The organism is Microbacterium sp. A8/3-1 (assembly GCF_040267695.1).
GTDB classification, from domain to species: Bacteria; Actinomycetota; Actinomycetes; order Actinomycetales; family Microbacteriaceae; genus Microbacterium; species Microbacterium luteolum.
In genome coordinates this window covers 3,890,901-3,910,495 of record NZ_CP158357.1, presented here as the reverse complement: position 1 = coordinate 3,910,495, position 19,595 = coordinate 3,890,901, and the positions used below count along the sequence as shown (strand labels likewise).

The window sequence follows — 19,595 nt, the reverse complement described above, 5'->3', positions numbered from 1 at the left end:
AGCTGATATTCCAGCATGTCGTCATGCGCTCGGACCCCGGCTGCCGTCCTCCCGCCGCCTACGATCGAAGGACACCCCTGCAGGAAGGTCACGCCATGCCCGTCACCCCGGATGCTCTCGCCCACGCCGAGGATCTCGCCGACTTCGTCGCCGCCTCGCCGTCGAGCTATCACGCGGCTGCCGAGGTCGCGCGCCGCCTCGAGGCCGCCGGGTTCACCCGACTGAAGGAGGAGGACGCGTGGCCCGCACAGGCCGGCGGCCGCTTCGTGGTCGTCCGCGACGGAGCCGCGATCGCCTGGGTGGTGCCGACGGATGCCGCGGCGACGACGCCCGCGCACGTCTTCGGCGCGCACACCGACTCCCCCGGGTTCAAGCTCAAGCCGCAGCCGACCACCGGCGCCCGCGGATGGCTGCAGGCGGCGGTCGAGGTCTACGGCGGCCCGCTCCTGAACTCCTGGCTCGACCGCGAGCTTCGCCTGGCCGGTCGCCTCGCCCTCGCCGACGGCCGGGTGGTGCTGGCCGACACCGGACCCCTGCTGCGCCTGCCTCAGCTGGCGATCCACCTGGACCGCGGTGCGAACAACGGCCTCTCCCTCGACAAGCAGACCGAGACGCAGCCCGTCTGGGGCCTCGGCGACCCGACCCAGGCCGACATCCTCGCCGAGCTCGGCGCGTCCGCCGGCGTCACGGCATCCGACATCCGCGGCTACGACGTCGTGGCCGCCGACACGGCACGCGGCGCCGTCTTCGGGAAGGATGACGCGTTCTTCGCCTCCGGACGCCTCGACGACCTCGCTTCCGTGCACGCCGGGGTGGTCGCCCTCGGCGAGATCGCCGACCGCACGCGCACGAAGGCCCCGATCGCGGTGCTCGCCGCGTTCGACCACGAGGAGCTCGGCTCGGCGTCCCGCTCCGGAGCTGCCGGCCCCTTCCTCGAGGACGTGCTCGAGCGCCTGTACGCCGGGCTCGGCGCCGATGCCTCCGATCGCCGACGGGCCTACGCCTCGTCATGGTGCCTGTCCAGCGACGTCGGCCACTCCGTGCACCCGAACTACATCGCCAAGCACGACCCGGTCGTGCAGCCCGTGCTCGGGTCCGGCCCCATCCTGAAGCTCAACGCCAACCAGCGCTATGCGACGGATGCCGTCGGCACGGCCGCCTGGCGGGCATGGTGCGAGCGGGTCGGCGTCACGACGCAGGAGTTCGTGTCGAACAACTCCGTGCCGTGCGGCTCGACGATCGGCCCGATCACCGCGACGCGCCTCGGCATCCGCACCGTCGACGTCGGGATCCCGATCCTGTCGATGCACTCCGCGCGCGAGCTCGCCGGGGTCTCCGACCTCTACGACCTCTCCCGCACCGCGGAGTCGTTCTTCACGGCCTGCCCCCCGGCACGCCCGCGCAGTGCCAAGATGTGTCCATGACGGACATCAAGCCTGCTCTCATCGAGCGCGCGGGCATCGAGATCATCCCCGAATCCGAGCGGAACGCGAAGCCGCGCGACCTGTTCTGGCCCTGGTTCGCGGCGAACGTGTCGGTGTTCGGCATGTCGTACGGATCGTTCGTGCTGGGCTTCGGCATCTCGTTCTGGCAGGCGACCCTGGTGTCGATCATCGGCATCGTGGTGTCGTTCCTGTTGTGCGGGCTCATCGCCATCGCCGGCAAGCGCGGCTCGGCGCCGACCATGGTGCTCTCCCGTGCCGCGTTCGGCGTGCAGGGGCAGAAGGTGCCGGGCATCATCTCGTGGCTGACGTCGATCGGCTGGGAGACGTTCCTCGCGATCCTCGCCGTGCTCGCGACCGCGACGATCATCACGCAGCTCGGCGGTGACGGCGACAGCGTCGCGCTGAAGATCATCGCGACTGTGATCGTCGCCGCGCTCATCGTCACGGCATCCGTCCTCGGGTATCACACGATCATGAAGCTGCAGTCGGTGCTGACCTGGATCACCGGCGTCGTGACGGTGCTCTACATCATCCTCGCGGCGCCGAGCATCGACCTCGCAGCCGTGATGGCGCGCCCCGACGGCGGCATCGGCCAGGTGATCGGCGCCCTCGTCATGGTGATGACCGGCTTCGGACTCGGCTGGATCAACATCGCCGCGGACTGGTCGCGCTACCAGAAGCGCACGGCATCCGATGGCGCGATCGTCGCCTGGAACACGATCGGCGGCTCGGTGGCCCCGGTGATCCTGGTGGTCTTCGGCCTGCTGCTCGGGGGCTCGGACGACGAGCTGATGAACGCGATCGCCGCCGACCCGATCGGCGCCCTCGCCTCGATCCTCCCGGTCTGGGTGCTCGTGCCGTTCCTGCTCACCGCTGTGCTCGCGCTGGTCTCGGGCGCGGTGCTCGGCATCTACTCCTCCGGGCTGACGCTGCTGAGCCTCGGCATCCGCATCCCCCGTCCCTCCGCGGCGGCGATCGACGGCGTGATCCTCACGATCGGCACGGTCTTCGTGGTGTTCTTCGCGACCGACTTCCTCGGCCCGTTCCAGAGCTTCCTCATCACGCTCGGCGTGCCGCTCGCGTCCTGGGCCGGCATCCTCATCGCCGACATCCTGCGCCGCAGGAAGGACTACGACGAGGACGCGCTGTTCGACAGCCGCGGCCGCTACGGCGCCTGGGACTGGACGTCGATCGGAACCATGGTCGTCACCAGCGTGATCGGGTGGGGTCTCGTGGTCAACAACTTCGCCGCAGACGCACCCTGGAACAACTGGCAGGGCTACCTGCTGTTCCTCATCGGCGGCAGGGACGGCGAGTGGGCCTACGCGAACCTCGGGGTGTTCTTCGCGCTGGTGCTGTCGTTCCTCGTGACGTACTTCGCTCGGGCCGCGAAGATCCGGCGGCAGGAAGAGGCGTGAGCCCTGACCCGGTCGTTGAGCGAGGAGCGCAGCGACGAGACGAAACGCCGTCCCCCGACGCGTGGTTGGTGGTGATCGACCCGCAGACGATCTTCGCGGCTCCGGATTCCGCCTGGGGCTCGCCGTTCTTCGTCGAGGCGATGCCCCGCATCCGTGCGCTGGCCGAGGCCTTCGGCGAGCGCGTCATCGTGACCCGCTGGATGCCGACGGCAGACCGCTCGACCTCGTGGGGCGCGTACTTCGCGGCCTGGCCGTTCGCCGACCAGCCGCCGACGGATCCCCTGTTCGCCCTCGTGCCGGAGGCTGTCGGACTGTCGCCGCATCCGACCCTCGATCTGCCGACCTTCGGGAAGTGGGGCCCTGAGCTCGAGGCGCTCGTCGGGCGCGGCGCGCACATCGTGCTGGCCGGGGTCTCGACGGATTGCTGCGTGATCTCGACGGCCCTGGCCGCGGCGGATGCCGGGGCGCACGTGACCGTCGCCGCCGATGCCTGCGCGGGGTCGACGGCCGAGAACCATGCGGCCGCGATCCAGGTGATGGGCCTGTATCCGCCGCAGATCACGGTGAGCGACACGGCATCCGTCCTGGCCGCGCGCTAGCTCGTCAGCCCGCCGCCCGCACGGCAGCGGCGATGTCGGCCGGCGACCCGTGCCAGGGCGCCCCGTGACCGGGCAGCACCCACGACGCCGACACCCCGGCCAACCGGTCGAGCGAGGCCAGCGCGGTGTCGGGCTCGTCGGTGAACGGCGCCGGCTGCGCGCCCACCTTTCCCGTGAGCACGTGACGCGTGGTGAGCGCGTCACCCACGAACACCGCATCCGCGACGGGCACGTGCACCGAGATGCTTCCCGGCGAGTGGCCAGGCATCCCGATGATCACGGGGGCGCCGGGCAGATCGAGCACGTCGCCGTCGGCGACCTCGACCACCTCGCTCACGTGATGCGTGCGCAGAGCGTTCTTGCGGATGCCGTAGGCGAAGAACCCGAGCGTCGGCCCGAGTCTCGCCGGCCCCATCGCCGTCTTCGGCTTCTCGCCGGTGCGCACGCGATGGGCGTCGGCCGCGTGGATGAACACCGGCACCCCGGTCTCGCGGCGCAGGCGCTCGGCGAAGCCGATGTGGTCGCCGTCGCCGTGCGTCAGCACGAGACCGCGGATGTCGGACATCGGCCGGCCGATCGCCGCGAGCTCGGCCTTCAGGTCGTTCCAGTGTCCGGGGAGGCCCGCGTCGATCAACGTGATCCCCTCCGGGACCTCGATCAGGTACGAGGCGACGATGTCATTGCCGAGCCGGTGCAGGTGCGGTGCGAGCTTCATGGCGATTCCTTCCGATGTTTGCGATGGCTACGTTACGTAGCTATCATGGCTATTGTCAATAGCCATGAAGGAGACGTCATGCCGACACCCGACCGCACCTCGCTCGAGCAGATCATCGCCGCCGGTCGCGAGATCCTCGACACCGCAGGATCCGCGGGCGTCACGATGCAGGCGGTCGCCACACGCGTCGGTGTGCGGGCGCCGTCGCTCTACAAGCGCGTGCGCGATCGCGATGCCCTGCTCTCCGCCATCGCCGAATCCGTGATCGACGACCTCACCGCACGTCTCGAGGCCGCCGACGCGGACCTCACGGACATCGCCCAGGCCTACCGCGCCTTCGCCCGACAGCATCCCGAGGCCTTCCGGCTCATGTTCAGCGCCGCGGCTCCGCATGCCGCCCTGCAGCGCTCGGCCGCGCCGCTCATCCGCGCGGCATCCGCCCTGGTCGGCGACGACGACGCGCTCGACGCCGCGCGCCTGTTCACAGCCTGGGCGACGGGATTCCTGCAGATGGAGCTCGGCGGCGCCTTCCGCCTCGGCGGCGACGTCGATCGCGCCTTCGACTACGGCCTGCGCCACCTCGTCGCCGGGCTCACGGCCTGACGAGGTTCCTTCACCACGCGGTCCAGGCCGCCCACAGCTCGGCATAGGGTCCTGCGGCGGCGACCAGTTCGTCATGCGTGCCGGACTGCACCACCCGGCCGTCCTGCATCACGAGGATCCGATCCGCCGTGACGGCCTGGCTCAGCCGGTGCGCGATGACGATGCCGGTGCGCTCGGCGATCGCGGTGAGCGCGGCCTGGTCGAGCAGTTCGGCATCGGCGGATCCCGCCTCGGCGGTGGCCTCGTCGAGGATGACGACGGATGCCGCGGCGAGCGCGACCCGCACGAGGGCGAGGTGCTGCGTCTGCCCCGGCGTGAGCGGCAGCCCCGCTTCTCCGACGACCGTGTCGAGACCATCAGGCAGGGCGAGGATCCACCCCGCGCCGAGCTGATCGATCTCACGGCGCATCTCCTCCTCGTCGGCATCGCTGAACAGCGCGAGGTCGTCGCGGATCGACCCGGCGAAGACATGGGGCTCCTGCGTCAGCATCACCACGGCATCGCGCAGGTCGTGCGGATGCCAGGCCTCGATGTCGACCTCGTCGTGCCGCACGGCGCCCTCCGCATGAGGCAGAGCGCCGGCAAGCACCCGCGCCAGAGTCGTCTTGCCCGCGCCGCTCGCACCGACGACGGCGATCTTCTCCCCGGCTCCGCCGACATCGACACGGCGTCGAGGTCGCGCTGTCCCGGTCGGTGCGCGAAACCGAGGTCCTGCACATCGATCGCGCCGCGGCGCGGAGCGGCGACGCCTTCGCGCGGGGCGGGCTTGGGCAGTCCGATCACGCCGAACAGGCGGGCGAGGCTGGCCCCGGCATCCTGCAGCTCGTCGATCCGGAACAGGAGCGTCCCCATCGGACCGAAGAGCCCGAGGAAGTACAGTGCTGCCGCGGTCGCGGCGCCCAGCCCGACCTGGCCGTCGGCGACGAGGAAGTAGCCGACGACGAGAACAGCCGACAGCCCGACCAGCTCGGCGCCGTTCAGGAACACGTTGAAGTCGTTGCGCACCTTCGTCGCCCTGACCTCGAGTCCGATGGCCTGTTCGCTCGCCTCGGCGATGCGCTCCAGGTGCTGCTCCTCGGTGCGCAGCGCGAGCACGGTGTCGACGCCTCGGACCGCTTCGATCGTGCGCTGTCCGCGCTCCGCGACCACGGCGCGGTGCCGCCGGTAGACCGGGGCCGAGCGACGCAGGAACCAGCGCAGCGAGAAGTACTGCACGGGGACCGCCAGCAGCGCGGCGAGCGCGAACCGCCCGTCGAGCAGTCCCATCCCGGCGAGGCTCAGCACGATGCCGAACAGCGCGGCGAGGAAGGCCGGGAGCGCCTCCTCGACGACCTGGCCGACCGCGCGCACGTCGCCCGAGAGACGAGCGACCAGGTCTCCTGTCCCTGCGGCCTCGATGCGGGCCGTCGGCTGTGCGAGGGCCGTGCGGAAGGCCGCCTCGCGCACTTCGCGGATGGTCCCCTGGCCGAGTCGGGCCAGCAGCACGCGCCCCGCCCAGGTGAGCGCGGCGCCCACGGTGAGAGAGCCGACGAGGGCGAGGCCGTAGGGCAGCAGCGAACCGCCGCCCCGGGTGATGTCGTCGACCATGAGGCCGATGATCCAGGGCGCCACGAGCGCGGCGCCGACACCGGCGCACAGGGTGACCAGCGCCATGATCGTGAGACCCCGGCGTCGCCCCAGCGCCGCGAGCAGCCCGCGTGCGGTGTCGCGACCCGATGCGATCGGCAGCTTCTCCTCCGTCATGATGCCGCTCCTCGCAGGTCGTGCACGCGATGGCAGGCCGACAGGAGCGAGGCGCGATCCGTGAGCAGGACGATCGTGCGCCCCTCGCTCGCGAGTCCTGCCGCGACCTGCGCCTCGGTGATCGGGTCGATCGCCGTGGTGGGCTCGTGCAGCACGAGCAGGCGCTGAGGCTGATGCAGTGCGCGCGCGAGCAGCAGTCGCTGCCGCTGCCCTCCCGACAGCCGCAGTCCGCGTTCGCCGATGCGCTCGTCCAGCCCGTCGGGCAGTCGGTGCACGACCTCGTCGAAGGCGGATGCCGTCAGATGGGCATCCTCGATGCGCTCGGCGATGTTCTCCGCGGCCGAGCCGGTGAACACGGCCGCGTCATGCGGCGGCGCGAACACCAGAGCGCGCAGCCCCTCGCGCCCGAGGTGGGCGGCATCGATGTCGCCGACGACGAGCTCGCCGCGAGCGGCTTCCCTGCGTCCGCCGAAGAGGCTGGCGAGATCCGAGATCCGCTCGGGGTCGGCGCGGATGCCGGTGACCTCGCCGTCGGCGATGTCGAGGCGTCTCCCGTCGACGACCACCCGGGCGACGATGTCGCCGCCTCCGGTCGAGGTCGGCGGCGCGGCATCCGGAGCAGCCGAAGCCTCTCCCGCCTCGTCCGCGAACTCGGCGATGCGCGTCGCCGACCCGTGTTTCGACGCGACCTCCGCCGGCAGGTATCCGAGCGTCGACAGGGGGCCGCGGATGGTCTGCGCCAGCCCCATCGCGGTGACGAAGCCGCCGACCGTGATCGCCCCGTCCAGCGCCAGCCACCCGCCGAGGACCGCGATGCCGGTGAAGGCGAGACCGCTGACCACGAGGTTGAGCGCTGTCAGCGCGGCGGCCGCCTTCTCGGCGCGATAGGCGGCCTCCGCGGCGACCGCGCTCTCGGCGACGTAGCGCTCCGTCGCCCGCGCGGCACCGCCGAGGGCGCCCAGCACGCGGAGCCCGGTGGCGAAGTCGGTGCTCACGGCGTCGAGACGGGCCGCCTGCCGCTGCGCCTCGTACCCGCGCCGCCGCAGTCCGCCGCTCACGGCGTTGACCACGAGCGCCTGCACGAGCGTGCCGATCACCACGGCGACGGCGAGCGGCCAGGCGATGACCAGCAGGGTGATGCACGCGACGATCACGGCGGTCGCCGCGGCCGCCTGCTCGGCGACCACCCAGAAGAAGCCCGCCGTCTCCCCGGCATCCGAGGAGGAGATCGTGAGGACCTCGCCCGCCGGTCGACGGGTGCGCCGGCGCAGTGCCAGCCCGAGGATGCCCTGCCGGAGGGCGTGCTCTCCGCGCGCGTAGACGACGGTGCCGACGCGGTCTCCCAGCTGCCAGGCGCAGATCAGCACCGCGAAGACCGCGACGAGGAAGACCAGCGACCAGGCGAGCGCGACCGGATCATGCGGGGCGATGGCCCGGTCGATCACGACGCCGACCGCGACAGGAACCATCACCTCGGCGAGCTGATGTCCGCAGAAGCCCACGATCGAGAGCGCGGCGCGCGCGCGGCGTCCCGTGCCCCAGACCGCTTCCCGGAACACTCCGCCGACGGTCGTCACGAGAGCGTCGCCGAGGCGGGGCGGAAGAACATGGGACTCCTGAGGTTGGTAAGGGTTGCCTTACTAACCTAGTCGACCCTCGACCCGCACCGATTCCGCCGGCGACCATCGCGCGCGCCGAACCGGAATACTGGCACACTGATGCGCAGGGAGGGGTTCCATGAGCACTGTCGCGCACGCCGAAGAGTCCGATCACCCGAAGAAGGCCCGTCGGCCGTGGCACCGCACCAGGGTGGCGCTGGGCATCATCGTGGCCGTGGTCGCGGTCGTGGCGATCATCGGGTCGATCAGCCCCTGGCCCTCGGCGATGATCATCCGCGCGGTGTTCACCAAGGGCGGCGACGCGACCGCCGCCGAGATGGACAAGCACGTCCCCGACACGAAGCTCGACGAGCAGCTCGACGTCTCGTACGGCGACGCGGGTGCCGACACCACGATGGACGTCTTCCGTCCGGCATCCGCCGACGGTCCGCTTCCGACCGTGGTCTGGATCCACGGCGGCGCCTGGATCTCGGGGGCGAAGGAGAACGTCGACCCGTACATGCGGATCCTCGCGGCCGAGGGCTACACGACCATCGCGGTGAACTACACGATCGGCCCGGAGGGCGTGTACCCGCTCGCCGTGCACCAGCTCAACGACGCGCTCGCCTACATCGACGAGCACGCGGAGGAGCTCGGTGTCGACCCGAAGCAGATCGTGCTCGCTGGCGACTCGGCCGGCGGACAGCTGGCGAGCCAGATGGCCACGCTCATCACCAGCCCGGACTACGCCGAGATCATGGGCATCAAGCCGACCCTCGCGGCCGATCAGGTCGTCGCCACCGTGCTGAACTGCGGCGTGTACGACCTCGCCGCCCTCGCCCGACTGGACGGCATCGCCGGCTGGGGCTTCAAGTCGGCGATGTGGGCCTACTCCGGTACGCGCACCTGGGCCGAGGACTCGACCGGAGCGACCATGTCGACCGTCGACTGGGTGACCGCGGACTTCCCCACGACCTACATCTCCGGCGGCAACGGCGACGGTCTCACCTGGCTGCAGTCGATCCCGATGGCGCAGCGTCTCGACGAACTGGGTGTCGATGTGACGACGCAGTTCTGGCCCGCGCCGCATGAGCCCGCACTGCCCCACGAGTACCAGTTCCACCTGGACATGCCCGACGCGCAGACGGCCCTGCAGAAGACGATCGACTTCCTCAACGCGCACACGACGCGCTGACGGCATCCGCCTCCCCCGCCGAGCGGCCCCTTTTCGACCGAGCGGCCCCTTTGTGAGCGCACCCAAAGGGGCGGCTCGATCACAAGAGGGCGGCTCGACGCGAAGCCCCGCGCGACCTACTTCATCGTGTCGAGGATCCCGACCAGGTCGTCGAAGGTCGTCAGCGGATTGAGGATCGCGAAACGCGTGTTCGGACGGCCGGCGTGCGAGCTCGGAACCACGAACGCCCGCTGCGAGTCGAGCAGCGCCGCGGACCAGCGGTCGTAGTCGGCGCGCTCCCACCCTTCCCGCTCGAACACGACGACCGACAGCTGCGGGTCGCGCACCAGCCGCAGCTCCGGACGACGCGAGATCTCGCCCGCGATGCGCTTCGTCAGAGCGATCGTGCTGCTGACGGCATCCCGGTAGGCGGTGATGCCGTAGGTCGCGAGCGAGAACCACATCGGCAGGCCGCGCGGGCGCCGGGTGAGCTGGATCGAGTAGTCCGAGGGGCTGAACTCGTCGACGTCGGTCAGGATGTCGAGGTACTCGGCGTGCTGGGTGTGCGCGCGACGGCCGTTGTCGGGGTCGCGGTAGATGAGGGCGCAGCAGTCGAACGGCGCGAACAGCCACTTGTGCGGGTCGACGATCACCGAGTCGGCGCGCTCGACGCCCGCGAAGATGTGCCGGGCCTCCGGGGCGAGCATCGCGGTGAGCCCGTAGGCGCCGTCGATGTGCAGCCAGAAGTCGAACTCGTCCTTCAGCGCGGCGATGCCGGCGATGTCGTCGACGATGCCGAAGTTCGTGGAACCTCCGGTGGCGACGACCGCGCAGATCTCGTCACCGTGCTCTGCCAGCGCCTCGCGCACGGCATCCGCCCGCAGCACTCCGTCGTCGCCGGCGGGCACCAGGAGCACGTCGGCGTCCATGACCTTGGCGGCGGACTTGTTGGACGAGTGCGCCTCGACGCTGCAGACGATCTTCCAGCGGGTCGGCAGGTCCTTGCCTGCGGCGATCAGGCGCGCCTTCGCGGCCTCGCGTGCGGCGACGAGCGCCGACAGGTTCCCGATCGTGCCGCCCTGCACGAACACGCCGCCCGCCGTGTCGGGGAGTCCGAACTCGGCGGCGAGGAACGACAGCACCTCGTTCTCGGCGTGCACGGCACCGGCTCCCTCGAGCCAGCTGCCCCCGTAGAGACCGGATGCCGAGACCACCAGGTCGAACGCGATCGCCGCCATGGTCGGCGCCGTCGGGATGAACGACAGGTAGAGCGGATGACTCGTGGTCAGGCACGCGGGCGCGAGCACGTGCTCGAACAGGCTCAGGGCGCGGGAGGCCCCGAGACCGGCGTCGGTGATCGTCGCCCCGATGAGCCGGTTGAGCTCGGCCTCGGTCTGCGGCTTGTCCAGCGGGACGTCGGTGGCCAGCATCCGTCGTCGGGAGTAGTCGAGGACCGCGTCGACGATCGCGGTCGATTCGGGCGACGCGGCATGCATCCGCTCAGCACTCATGGGCGTTCCTCACTGGTTCGGGTCGTGACGGCGGATGCCGGGGGTTCTGGTCGATCGAGGACGGCGGCGACCGTGCGGCGGGCGAGGTCCGCGCGGTCGCGGGGCGCCCACTTCACGAGGGCGTGCGCGCTCATCCCGTCGACCATGGCCAGCAGCATCCAGGCGGCGAACGCCGGATCGGCGGAGTCGTCGGGGTCGCGGGAGGCGGCGTCGGCGATGACCTCTTCGAGGCGGCTCTGCCAGAGGTCCATCTCGGCGCGGACGCGCTCCCCGAGCGGCTCGTTGCGCACCCCGAGCGACCACGCCTGCACCCAGACGAGGGCGACGTCTTCCCGGGAGTCGTCGAGCAGGGTCTCGACCAGCCGTCGCAGGCTCGCGCGGAGGCCGCCGGCCGGCGTGAAGTCGTCGAGCACTTCGTCGCGCTCGGCCGCGACGATCGTGCCGAAGACCTCGGCGACGAAGACGTCCATGACCGGCCGATAGTGCGCCACGAGGGCCGGGGTCACCCCGACGCGAGCGGCGACGGCACGCACGGTGAGCGTGTCGATCCCGCTCTCGCGTGCCAGTGCGACGGCGCCGTCGACGATCGTGCGCTCGCGCTCTTCGGGTGGCAGCCGCCGCGGTGCGGGTGCTCTTGACGTGGTGTTCATCGAGGGATACCGTAGCACCCGTTGATCACGTGTTCAACAGCGTTGATGCTGTGAACGGGACCACCAGCGAGGAGATCACGATGAGCTGGCGCATGCCTGCCGAGACCGCACGCCACGACCGCACCTGGATGGCGTTCCCCGCCGAGGGCCAGACCCTGGGCGAGACCGCCGCCGAGCGCGAGGAGGGCTACGCGACCTGGACGGCCGTCGCCCACGCCGTCGCCGAGTTCGAGCCGGTCTCGATGCTCGTCGATCCGCGGGAGCTCCCCCGTGCGCGGCGGATGCTCGCGGGCGACATCGAGATCGTCGAGGCACCGGTCGACGAGTTCTGGATGCGCGACTCCGGCCCCACCTTCGTCGTCGACGACGAGCGCCCCGGCGTGCTCGGCGCGGTCGACTGGATCTTCAACGGCTGGGGAGCACCGGACTGGGCCGAGTGGCGCCTGGCCGGCGAGCACGGCCGCATCGTCGCCGGCGCTGTCGGGGCGGAGCTCGTCAGCTCGGTGCTCGTGAACGAGGGCGGCGGCATCCACGTCGACGGCGAGGGAACGGTACTGCTCACCGAGACCGTGCAGCTCGACCCGCGACGCAACCCCTTCGCCGACCGGGCGCGCGTCGAGGCCGAGATGCTCCGCACGATCGGTGCGACGAAGGCCGTCTGGCTCCCCCGCGGCCTCACCCGCGACTACGACGACTTCGGCACGAACGGCCACGTCGACATCGTCGCGACGATCGTCTCCCCCGGTCGCCTGCTGCTGCACGACCAGCAGGACCCGGACCACCCCGACCACGCCGTCACCCGCGACCTGCGCGCGCTGCTGTCCGCGCAGACGGATGCCGCGGGCCGCCGCTTCGAGATCATCGACCTTCCCGCGCCCGCCACGCTGCGCGACGAGGAGGGCTTCGTCGACTGGAGCTACGTCAACCACCTCGTCACCAATGACGGCGTGGTGGCCTGCGGCTTCGGCGAGGAGAAGGCGGATGCCGTGGCGCGGGCGATCCTGGAGGACGTCTATCCCGGTCGCCGCGTCGTCACGGTCGACGCGCGCCCGCTGTTCGCCCGCGGCGGCGGCATCCACTGCATCACCCAGCAGCAGCCCTCCCTCTGACCGCGCCGAAGGACCTCTCATGATCGACGTCACCGAAGCCACGATCGCCGACCTCCGCCATGCCCTCGAGACGGGTGCGGTCACCGCGGTCAACCTCGTCGACGCGTACCTCGCGCGCATCGCCGCATACGACGGACCCGACACCGCGACCGCGCTCAACGCGATCGTGGTCGCGAACCCCGCCGCCCGTGAAGAGGCCGCGGCATCCGACGCTCGTCGGGCGCGCGGCGAGGCACGCGGCCCGCTCGACGGCATCCCGTACACGGCGAAGGACAGCTACCTCGTCGAAGGGCTCACCGCGGCCGCCGGCAGCCCGGCGTTCGCCGACCTCGTCGCCCAGCGCGATGCCTTCACGATCGAGCGCCTGCGGGCGGCCGGAGCGATCTGCCTCGGGCTGACGAACATGCCGCCGATGGCGAACGGCGGCATGCAGCGCGGAGTCTACGGCCGAGCCGAGAGCCCCTACAACGCCGAGTTCCTCACCGCGCCGTTCGCCTCGGGCTCGTCGAACGGATCGGGCACGGCGACAGCCGCGAGCTTCGCCGCCTTCGGGCTGGGCGAGGAGACCTGGTCGAGCGGCCGCGGTCCGGCGACCAACAACGCGCTCTGCGCGTACACGCCGTCGCGGGGCGTGATCTCGACGCGCGGCAACTGGCCGCTGGTCCCGACGATGGATGTCGTGGTGCCGCACACCCGCACCATGGCCGACCTGCTCGAGGTGCTCGACGTGATCGTCGCCGACGATGCCGAGACCCGGGGAGACTTCTGGCGTGCGCAGCCGTGGGTCGAGCTTCCCGCGGCGTCGGCGGTGCGGCCGGCTTCGTATCGCGCGGTGGCCGACGGCGCCTCGCTCGACGGCATCCGCATCGGCATCCCGCGGATGTACATCAACGCCGATCCGGATGCCGGCACCGCCGACGCCCCGGGGATGGGCGGTCCGACCGGGCAGCGCATCGAGACGCGGGCCTCCGTGATCGCGCAGTGGGAGGCGGCGCGCCGAGACCTCGAGGCCGCCGGTGCGACCGTGGTCGAGGTCGACTTCCCTGTCGTGTCGAACTACGAGGGCGACCGGCCGGGTGCGCCGACCATCGCGACCCGTGGACTCGTCTCCGCTGCCTACCTTCGCCGTGAGATCGTCGACCTCTCGGCCTGGAGCTGGGAGGACTTCCTGCAGGCGAACGGCGACCCGGCGCTGTCCTCGCTCGCCGACGTCGACGGGGCCGCGATCTCGCCTCCTCCCGCGGGCGCCCTGCCCGACCGGTACACCGGCTTCGACGACGACATCGCGGAGTACCCGGGCTGGGTGCGTTCTCACCCCGGCGTCGGGTTCGAGGACATGCCGGAACTCGCCGACGGACTGCGCGGTCTCGAGGAGACGCGCCGCCTCGACCTCGAGGCCTGGATGAACGAGCTCGGCCTGGACGCAGTGGTGTTCCCCGCGGTCGCCGACGTGGGCCCCGCCGACATGGACGTGAACGCGGCATCCGCCGATCTCGGCTGGCGCAACGGCACCTGGATCGCGAACGGCAACCTCGCGGTGCGCCACCTCGGCATCCCGACGGTGACGGTGCCGATGGGGCTGATGGCCGACATCGGCATGCCGATCGGGCTGACCTTCGCCGGTCGCGCCTACGACGACACCGCACTGCTGCGGCTCGCGGCGGCGTTCGAGGCCACGGGCGCACCGGGCACCCGCCGCACTCCGCCGCCGCGGACGCCGGCGCTCTGAAGACGACCGGCGACGCTTCGACAGGCTCAGCGACCCAGCCACTTGGGTCCCTGAGCTTGTCGAAGGGCCCATCCCCAGCCACTTGGGTCCCTGAGCTTGTCGAAGGGCCCATCCCCCGACACTTGGGTCCCTGAGCTTGTCGAAGGGCCATCAGCGCGACATTTCACATCTATGACGATCGACACGTCTCTGATATGTTCAAGGCATGAGCACCGAGAACGAGCGCACGCTGGAGTCCGGCATCGTCACGGACCTGTCCGGAAAGATGACCTACGGGTCGTACCTCGCGCTCGACCAGCTGCTCACGGCGCAGCATCCGGTCAGCGTGCCGGAGCACCACGACGAGATGCTGTTCATCATCCAGCACCAGACCACGGAGCTCTGGCTCAAGCAGCTGCTGCATGAGCTCTCGTCGGCCCGCGAGCTGCTCGCGAGCGACAACCTCCGCGAGGCGCTGAAGCGGGTCGCGCGCGTCAAGAAAATCCAGGAGGTGATGACGCAGCAGTGGGCGATCCTCGCGACGCTCACCCCCACCGAATACGCGCAGTTCCGCGGATCGCTGGGCAACTCGTCCGGCTTCCAGTCGGTGCAGTACCGCGCGGTGGAGTTCGCCCTCGGCAACAAGAACGAGAAGATGCTGCAGGTCTTCGCCGATCATCCCGCGAATCTCGCACTGCTCACGGCGGAGTGGGAGAAGCCGACCCTGTACGACGAGTTCCTCCGCTACGCCTCGCGGCGCGGGCTGCCCGTGCCCCCCTCGATCCTGGAGCGCGACGTGCGCGAGCCGTACCGCGAGACCCCCGAGCTCGTGCCGGCCATTCGCGAGATCTACCAGAACCACCAGCAAAACTGGGACCTGTACGAGGCGTGTGAAGACCTCGTCGACCTCGAGGACAACTTCCAGTTCTGGCGCTTCCGGCATCTGAAGACCGTCGCCCGCACGATCGGCATGAAGGTCGGCACCGGCGGATCCAGCGGCGTCGGATTCCTGCAGCGGGCGCTCGATCTGACCTTCTTCCCCGAGCTCTACACCGTGCGCACCGAGATCGGCGGCTGATGATCGCCGTCACGTTCTTCGACGGCGACGGCTGGCGCGAGGGCGTCGTCGAAGCCGTGGACGGCGGCGGGATGCTGCTCCGCGAAGAGGCCGTTCCCACCGCTCTCCCCCGCCTCGACGGCGTGATCACCGGGGGCTTCACCGACCACCACGTGCATCTGCAGCTCGTCGATGCGACGCTGCTGGCGGATTCGGTGCTCGGCCGCGTGGTGGATCTGGGCGGGAATCCCGAGGTGCTCCGCGACCTGTCAGGGCGTTTCGTCTCGCTTCGCTCGCTCAACGACCGGTCGTTGAGCGAGGAGCGCAGCGACGAGACGAAACGCCCGCACGTCGCGCGCACCTCGACCGCCATCGAGTTCGCCGGCGCGTTCCTCACCCCACCCGGCGGCTATCCGTCCGACCGGGAGTGGGCACCCGTAGGCTCGTTCCGCGAGATCGTCACGGTCGAAGACGCCGCCAGGGCCATCGCAGAGATGGCGGATGCCGGTGCCTCCCGCATCAAGGTCGCGAGCAACAGCGACGCGGGGCCGGTGTTCGACGACGAGCTCCTCCGCACGATCATCGAGCTCGCCGCGGCGCGCGACCTTCCGGTCGTCGTGCACGCGCAGGGCCCTGGCGAGGCGCAGCGCGCGGCCCGCCTCGGCGCGCACACCCTCGCACACGCCCCGTTCACCGAACGCCTGACCGACGACGAGATCGCCGAGCAGGCGGCATCCGTCTCCTGGATCTCGACGCTCGCGATCCACGACGGCCCGGAACGCGCGGCCGCGATCGACAACGTCGGTCGCTTCCACGCCGCCGGCGGGACCGTGCTCTACGGCACGGACATGGGCAACGGTCCGACCCCGATCGACGTGAACCCGCGCGAGATCGAGGCCCTGCGCGAGGCGGGTGTCGACGGCCTCGACCTGCTGCGAGCGCTCGCGCCGGCCGACCCCCTCGACCCGGCATCCGCGCTCTTCGTCCTCCCCAGCACCCCCGACCGCACCGACGCCGACCCGCTCCGCGCCCGCCGCCTCACCCCCGCCGACCTGAAGGTGTGACATGACCGATCTCCTCGACACCGCCCGCGCCCTCGACGCCGCCGACCCGCTCGGGGCGCACCTCGACGCCTTCCTCGACGCCCCCGGCGTCACGGCCTACCTCGACGGCAACTCGCTCGGTCGTCCGCTGCGCGACGTCCCCGACAAGCTCGCCGCGTTCGTGCGCGAGGACTGGGGCACGCGGCTGATCCGTTCCTGGGACGAGCAGTGGATGGCCCTGCCGATGGAGCTCGGCGACCGCATCGGACGCGTGGCTCTGGGGGCCGCCGCCGGACAGACCGTCGTCGCCGACTCGACCAGCGTGCTCATCTACAAGCTCATGCGCGCCGCCCTTCGACGCCCCCAGGGCTCCAACGGCGCCCCCGCGCGGACCGAGATCGTGATCGAGGCGGGCAACTTCCCGACCGACCGGTTCCTGGCCGAAGGCGTCGCCGCCGAGGCCGGCATGACGCTGCGCTGGCTCGACCCCGATCCGGTGCGCGGCGTGACGGTCGCCGACGTGCACCACGCCGTGTCGGAGCGGACCGCGCTGGTCTCGCTCAGCCACGTCGACTACCGCTCCGGCGCCCTCGCCGACATGCCGGCCATCACGGCGGCCGTGCACGAATCCGGTGCGCTGATGATGTGGGACCTGTGCCACTCCGCCGGCATCATCCCGATGCAGCTCGACGCCTGGGGCGTGGACATGGCCGTCGGCTGCACCTACAAGTACCTCAACGGCGGACCCGGCTCCCCCGCCTTCGCGTACCTCCGTCACGACCTGCAGGGTGTGCTGCGCCAGCCGATCCAGGGGTGGTGGAGCGCGGCCGACATCTTCGCGATGGATCCGGAGTACGCACCGGCCGGCGACATCCGCCAGCTGCTCAGCGGCACCCCGCCGGTGACCTCGATGATCGCGATGCAGGGGATGCTGGACCTGATCGAGCAGGCCACGATCGACGAGGTCCGCGCGAAGTCGACATCGCTGACCGAGCTCGCCGTGCAGGCCTACGACGAGGTGCTCGCGCCGCTCGGCGTGCGCCTGCTGAGTCCGCGGGATGCGCAGCTCCGCGGCGGCCACGTGACGATCGGCCACCCCGACTTCCGTGAGGTCACCCGGCGCCTGTGGGCGGACGGCATCATCCCGGACTTCCGCTTCCCCGACGGCATCCGCCTCGGGCTGTCGCCCCTGAGCACCTCGCACGTCGAGACCGTCACGGGCATCCTCGCGGTGCGCGACGCGCTGGAGTCCGATGGGCGCTGAGCACCCTTCGACAAGCTCAGGGACCCAGGGCACGGGCTCAGGGACCCAGGGCGCTGAGCACCGCGACACCGCGGCCGTGCTGGACGACATCGATGCACGTCCGGGCAGCACCGCGTCGCTGCTGCGGACGCTGATCGGCGTCTACCTGCGGCCGCTGGGCGGAGAGATCTCGGCAGCCGACCTGGTCGCGCTCGCGGGCGATCTCGGCATCCCCGCCGCTCAGGCGCGGACCGGCATCACACGTCTCAAGCAGAAGGGCCTCCTCCTGGCCGAGCGTTCGGGCACGATCGGCTACCGTCTGAACCCGGCGGCCGTCGGGATGCTCGAGCGCGGCGACCGCCGCATCTTCGAGATGCGCGAGATGACGGATGCCGACACCTGGTGCCTCGTCTCCTTCTCGGTCCCGGAGAGCGCCAGGAGCGTCCGTCACCAGCTGCGCCGTCGCCTGCAGTGGATCGGCGCGGGCAACGTGTCTCCGGCGCTCTGGATCTGCCCAGGGCACCTGCAGGACGAGGTGCTCGAGATCCTCGACGATCTCGACGCACGCCCCTGGACCACGCTGTTCCAGGCATCCGCCCCGCTGCCGTCCGGTTCGCTGATCGACGCCGCGGCGCAGTGGTGGGATCTCGACGCTCTGCGCGGCGAGCACCTCGCGTTCCAGGCCTCGCTCCCCTCCCTTCCCGCCGAGCCCTTCGCGGCGTACGTGCGGCTGATCGACGGCTGGCGGGTGCTGCCCTACACGGATCCCGGCCTGCCGCCGTCCATGCTGCCGTCCGACTGGCCAGGCCGCCGCAGCTTCGACGAGTTCGCCCGGCTGTCGGCCGCCCTCGCCGCTCCCGCCTGGGAGCACGTGCGTGCGGTCACTCGGCGTGACGCGCCGTCGTCGCCCTGACCACCAGCCGTGTCGGGAGCGTCACGTGCGTCTGCTCGATCTCGCGTCCGGCGAGCAGGGTGAAGACCATGTCGGCCGCCACCTGACCCAGGCGACGCATCGGCTGCTGGATCGTGGTGAGCGGCAGGGCCCGCCGTGACGCCTCCGGCACGTCGTCGAAGCCGATCACCGAGAGATCCTGCGGCACCCGCAGCCCCATCTCCTGAGCGACCTCGATCACGGCGATGGCCGACAGGTCGTTCGCCGCGAACACGGCGGTGGGCCGCGTCGGACTCGCGAGCAGCAGACGAGCCGACTCGCGCGTCGTCTCGAGCTCGTAGCGGCCGACCCCGACCAGCGCGGGATCGATCGGGATGCCGGCATCCGCCAGTGCCCGCCGGTAGCCGGCATCGCGCAGGCCCGCCGAGCGCAGGTCGGGGCGTCCCGCGAGGAAGCCGATCCGACGGTGGCCGAGCTCGATGAGGTGGCGAGTGGCCGTGAGCGCTCCGCCGAAGCTGTCGGACTCGACGGTCGGCAGATCCGCTCGCCCGGTGTGCGGGTCGATCGCCACGACCGGGATCTCGGTGGCGGCGCTGACGACGGTCGGCGTCACCATGATCGCCGCGTCGATCAGGGTGCCCGAGAGACGGCTGAGCGATCGACGCTCCCAGCCGTCGCCGGCGCCGTGATGCGATCCGCTGTACGCGAGGAGATCGAAGGCGGTGTCGTGCACGGCGAGACCGACGCCCTTGAGGATCTCGGCGCTGAACGGCTCGAAGTCGGCCAGCAGCACCCCGATCACCCCGGTGCGGCGCGCGCGCATGCTGCTGGCGACGAGGCTCGACTCGTAGCCGAGCTCGCGCACCGTATCGAGCACGCGCTGCACCGTGGCATCCGCGATCCCGTACCGGCCGTTGACCGCTTTGGAGACGGTCGACACCGATACGCCCGCCGCTCGCGCGACATCGTGGATCGTCGTTCTCCCGCTCATGATCCGCCAGCGTAGACCCTGCGCACTGTCGAATGGAAACTGTTTTCGAAAACGTTTGACGACCGGCGCCGGCGGCAGAAGACTGCATCCCACCGC

The 19,595-nt window shown here is 70.9% G+C and carries 18 protein-coding genes; 11 read left to right on the top strand and 7 right to left on the bottom strand.

The window, feature by feature from the left end; translation table 11 throughout:
* Positions 1-95 precede the first annotated feature (95 nt).
* The 3 genes from ABS642_RS19080 (at position 96) to ABS642_RS19070 (ending at position 3,462) form a co-directional block, all read left to right on the top strand.
* Positions 96-1,424 carry a M18 family aminopeptidase gene (locus tag ABS642_RS19080; protein ID WP_350351376.1) on the top strand — a complete coding sequence of 443 codons (1,329 nt, stop codon included), beginning with the start codon at positions 96-98 and terminating at the stop codon, positions 1,422-1,424.
* On the top strand, positions 1,421-2,863 hold the full coding sequence (locus tag ABS642_RS19075; RefSeq protein ID WP_350351375.1) for a cytosine permease: 1,443 nt from the start codon (positions 1,421-1,423) through the stop codon (positions 2,861-2,863). The genes ABS642_RS19080 and ABS642_RS19075 overlap by 4 nt, the downstream gene beginning before the upstream one ends.
* Positions 2,864-2,931: 68 nt before the next feature.
* On the top strand, positions 2,932-3,462 hold the full coding sequence (locus tag ABS642_RS19070) for an isochorismatase family protein (protein WP_350353468.1): 531 nt from the start codon (positions 2,932-2,934) through the stop codon (positions 3,460-3,462).
* Between the two features lie 4 nt (positions 3,463-3,466).
* On the opposite strand, the gene ABS642_RS19065 is transcribed toward ABS642_RS19070, so the two are convergent.
* The gene (locus ABS642_RS19065; protein ID WP_282216119.1) at positions 3,467-4,177 is read right to left on the bottom strand and encodes an MBL fold metallo-hydrolase; all 711 of its coding nucleotides are present in this window, start codon (positions 4,175-4,177) and stop codon (positions 3,467-3,469) included.
* 78 nt (positions 4,178-4,255) lie between these two features.
* On the opposite strand from ABS642_RS19065, the gene ABS642_RS19060 reads away from it, so the two are divergent.
* Positions 4,256-4,780, top strand: a complete 525-nt coding sequence (locus ABS642_RS19060) for a WHG domain-containing protein (protein WP_350351374.1) — start codon at positions 4,256-4,258, stop codon at positions 4,778-4,780.
* Positions 4,781-4,790: 10 nt separating this feature from the next.
* On the opposite strand, the gene ABS642_RS19055 is transcribed toward ABS642_RS19060, so the two are convergent.
* Genes ABS642_RS19055 through ABS642_RS19045 form a run of 3 tightly spaced genes read right to left on the bottom strand, consistent with a single transcriptional unit; the run spans position 4,791 to position 8,100 of the window.
* Positions 4,791-5,369: an ABC transporter ATP-binding protein gene (locus tag ABS642_RS19055; protein ID WP_350351373.1), complete on the bottom strand. Its 579-nt coding sequence runs from the start codon at positions 5,367-5,369 to the stop codon at positions 4,791-4,793.
* Positions 5,270-6,523, bottom strand: coding sequence for an ABC transporter ATP-binding protein (locus ABS642_RS19050; protein ID WP_350351372.1), 1,254 nt, complete (start codon positions 6,521-6,523; stop codon positions 5,270-5,272). The genes ABS642_RS19055 and ABS642_RS19050 overlap by 100 nt, the downstream gene beginning before the upstream one ends.
* Positions 6,520-8,100, bottom strand: coding sequence for an ABC transporter ATP-binding protein (locus ABS642_RS19045; RefSeq protein ID WP_350351371.1), 1,581 nt, complete (start codon positions 8,098-8,100; stop codon positions 6,520-6,522). The genes ABS642_RS19050 and ABS642_RS19045 overlap by 4 nt, the downstream gene beginning before the upstream one ends.
* Before the next feature lie 160 nt (positions 8,101-8,260).
* On the opposite strand from ABS642_RS19045, the gene ABS642_RS19040 reads away from it, so the two are divergent.
* Positions 8,261-9,316: an alpha/beta hydrolase gene (locus ABS642_RS19040; RefSeq protein ID WP_350351370.1), complete on the top strand. Its 1,056-nt coding sequence runs from the start codon at positions 8,261-8,263 to the stop codon at positions 9,314-9,316.
* Between the two features lie 116 nt (positions 9,317-9,432).
* On the opposite strand, the gene ABS642_RS19035 is transcribed toward ABS642_RS19040, so the two are convergent.
* Both ABS642_RS19035 and ABS642_RS19030 read right to left on the bottom strand, forming a co-directional pair.
* Complete coding sequence (locus tag ABS642_RS19035) at positions 9,433-10,806, bottom strand: aminotransferase class V-fold PLP-dependent enzyme (RefSeq protein ID WP_350351369.1); 1,374 nt, start codon at positions 10,804-10,806, stop codon at positions 9,433-9,435.
* Positions 10,803-11,456 (bottom strand): TetR/AcrR family transcriptional regulator, encoded by a 654-nt coding sequence (locus ABS642_RS19030; RefSeq protein WP_350351368.1) that lies wholly within the window; start codon positions 11,454-11,456, stop codon positions 10,803-10,805. The genes ABS642_RS19035 and ABS642_RS19030 overlap by 4 nt, the downstream gene beginning before the upstream one ends.
* A gap of 80 nt (positions 11,457-11,536) precedes the next feature.
* On the opposite strand from ABS642_RS19030, the gene ABS642_RS19025 reads away from it, so the two are divergent.
* From ABS642_RS19025 to ABS642_RS19000, 6 genes are all read left to right on the top strand, one after another.
* Entirely contained in the window at positions 11,537-12,565 is a 1,029-nt protein-coding gene (locus ABS642_RS19025; protein WP_350351367.1) for an agmatine deiminase family protein, read from the top strand.
* 19 nt (positions 12,566-12,584) lie between these two features.
* Positions 12,585-14,294 (top strand): amidase, encoded by a 1,710-nt coding sequence (locus ABS642_RS19020; RefSeq protein WP_350351366.1) that lies wholly within the window; start codon positions 12,585-12,587, stop codon positions 14,292-14,294.
* A 205-nt stretch (positions 14,295-14,499) separates the two neighbouring features.
* A complete protein-coding gene (locus ABS642_RS19015) occupies positions 14,500-15,351 on the top strand; it encodes a tryptophan 2,3-dioxygenase family protein (protein WP_350351365.1) in 852 nt (283 codons plus the stop codon).
* Complete coding sequence (locus ABS642_RS19010; protein ID WP_350351364.1) at positions 15,351-16,394, top strand: hydrolase; 1,044 nt, start codon at positions 15,351-15,353, stop codon at positions 16,392-16,394. The genes ABS642_RS19015 and ABS642_RS19010 overlap by 1 nt, the downstream gene beginning before the upstream one ends.
* A gap of 1 nt (position 16,395) precedes the next feature.
* Complete coding sequence (locus ABS642_RS19005; protein ID WP_350351363.1) at positions 16,396-17,637, top strand: aminotransferase class V-fold PLP-dependent enzyme; 1,242 nt, start codon at positions 16,396-16,398, stop codon at positions 17,635-17,637.
* On the top strand, positions 17,627-18,529 hold the full coding sequence (locus ABS642_RS19000; RefSeq protein ID WP_350351362.1) for a PaaX family transcriptional regulator C-terminal domain-containing protein: 903 nt from the start codon (positions 17,627-17,629) through the stop codon (positions 18,527-18,529). Before ABS642_RS19005 ends, ABS642_RS19000 begins: the two co-directional genes overlap by 11 nt.
* Here ABS642_RS19000 and ABS642_RS18995 read toward each other — a convergent pair.
* On the bottom strand, positions 18,498-19,499 hold the full coding sequence (locus ABS642_RS18995; protein ID WP_350351361.1) for a LacI family DNA-binding transcriptional regulator: 1,002 nt from the start codon (positions 19,497-19,499) through the stop codon (positions 18,498-18,500). The two genes, ABS642_RS19000 and ABS642_RS18995, sit on opposite strands and share 32 nt — an antisense overlap.
* Positions 19,500-19,595 lie beyond the last annotated feature (96 nt).

What these genes read in the sequence shown, in the direction of transcription:
- ABS642_RS19080 (WP_350351376.1), top strand. Translation starts at nt 96, where the DNA reads ATGCCCGTCACCCCGGATGCTCTCGCCCACGCCGAGGATCTCGCCGAC.
- ABS642_RS19075 (WP_350351375.1), top strand. Translation starts at nt 1,421, where the DNA reads ATGACGGACATCAAGCCTGCTCTCATCGAGCGCGCGGGCATCGAGATC.
- ABS642_RS19065 (WP_282216119.1), bottom strand. Translation starts at nt 4,177, where the DNA reads ATGAAGCTCGCACCGCACCTGCACCGGCTCGGCAATGACATCGTCGCC.
- ABS642_RS19060 (WP_350351374.1), top strand. Translation starts at nt 4,256, where the DNA reads ATGCCGACACCCGACCGCACCTCGCTCGAGCAGATCATCGCCGCCGGT.
- ABS642_RS19050 (WP_350351372.1), bottom strand. Translation starts at nt 6,523, where the DNA reads ATGACGGAGGAGAAGCTGCCGATCGCATCGGGTCGCGACACCGCACGC.
- ABS642_RS19040 (WP_350351370.1), top strand. Translation starts at nt 8,261, where the DNA reads ATGAGCACTGTCGCGCACGCCGAAGAGTCCGATCACCCGAAGAAGGCC.
- ABS642_RS19035 (WP_350351369.1), bottom strand. Translation starts at nt 10,806, where the DNA reads ATGAGTGCTGAGCGGATGCATGCCGCGTCGCCCGAATCGACCGCGATC.
- ABS642_RS19030 (WP_350351368.1), bottom strand. Translation starts at nt 11,456, where the DNA reads ATGAACACCACGTCAAGAGCACCCGCACCGCGGCGGCTGCCACCCGAA.
- ABS642_RS19025 (WP_350351367.1), top strand. Translation starts at nt 11,537, where the DNA reads ATGAGCTGGCGCATGCCTGCCGAGACCGCACGCCACGACCGCACCTGG.
- ABS642_RS19020 (WP_350351366.1), top strand. Translation starts at nt 12,585, where the DNA reads ATGATCGACGTCACCGAAGCCACGATCGCCGACCTCCGCCATGCCCTC.
- ABS642_RS19015 (WP_350351365.1), top strand. Translation starts at nt 14,500, where the DNA reads ATGAGCACCGAGAACGAGCGCACGCTGGAGTCCGGCATCGTCACGGAC.
- ABS642_RS19010 (WP_350351364.1), top strand. Translation starts at nt 15,351, where the DNA reads ATGATCGCCGTCACGTTCTTCGACGGCGACGGCTGGCGCGAGGGCGTC.
- ABS642_RS19005 (WP_350351363.1), top strand. Translation starts at nt 16,396, where the DNA reads ATGACCGATCTCCTCGACACCGCCCGCGCCCTCGACGCCGCCGACCCG.
- ABS642_RS19000 (WP_350351362.1), top strand. Translation starts at nt 17,627, where the DNA reads ATGGGCGCTGAGCACCCTTCGACAAGCTCAGGGACCCAGGGCACGGGC.
- ABS642_RS18995 (WP_350351361.1), bottom strand. Translation starts at nt 19,499, where the DNA reads ATGAGCGGGAGAACGACGATCCACGATGTCGCGCGAGCGGCGGGCGTA.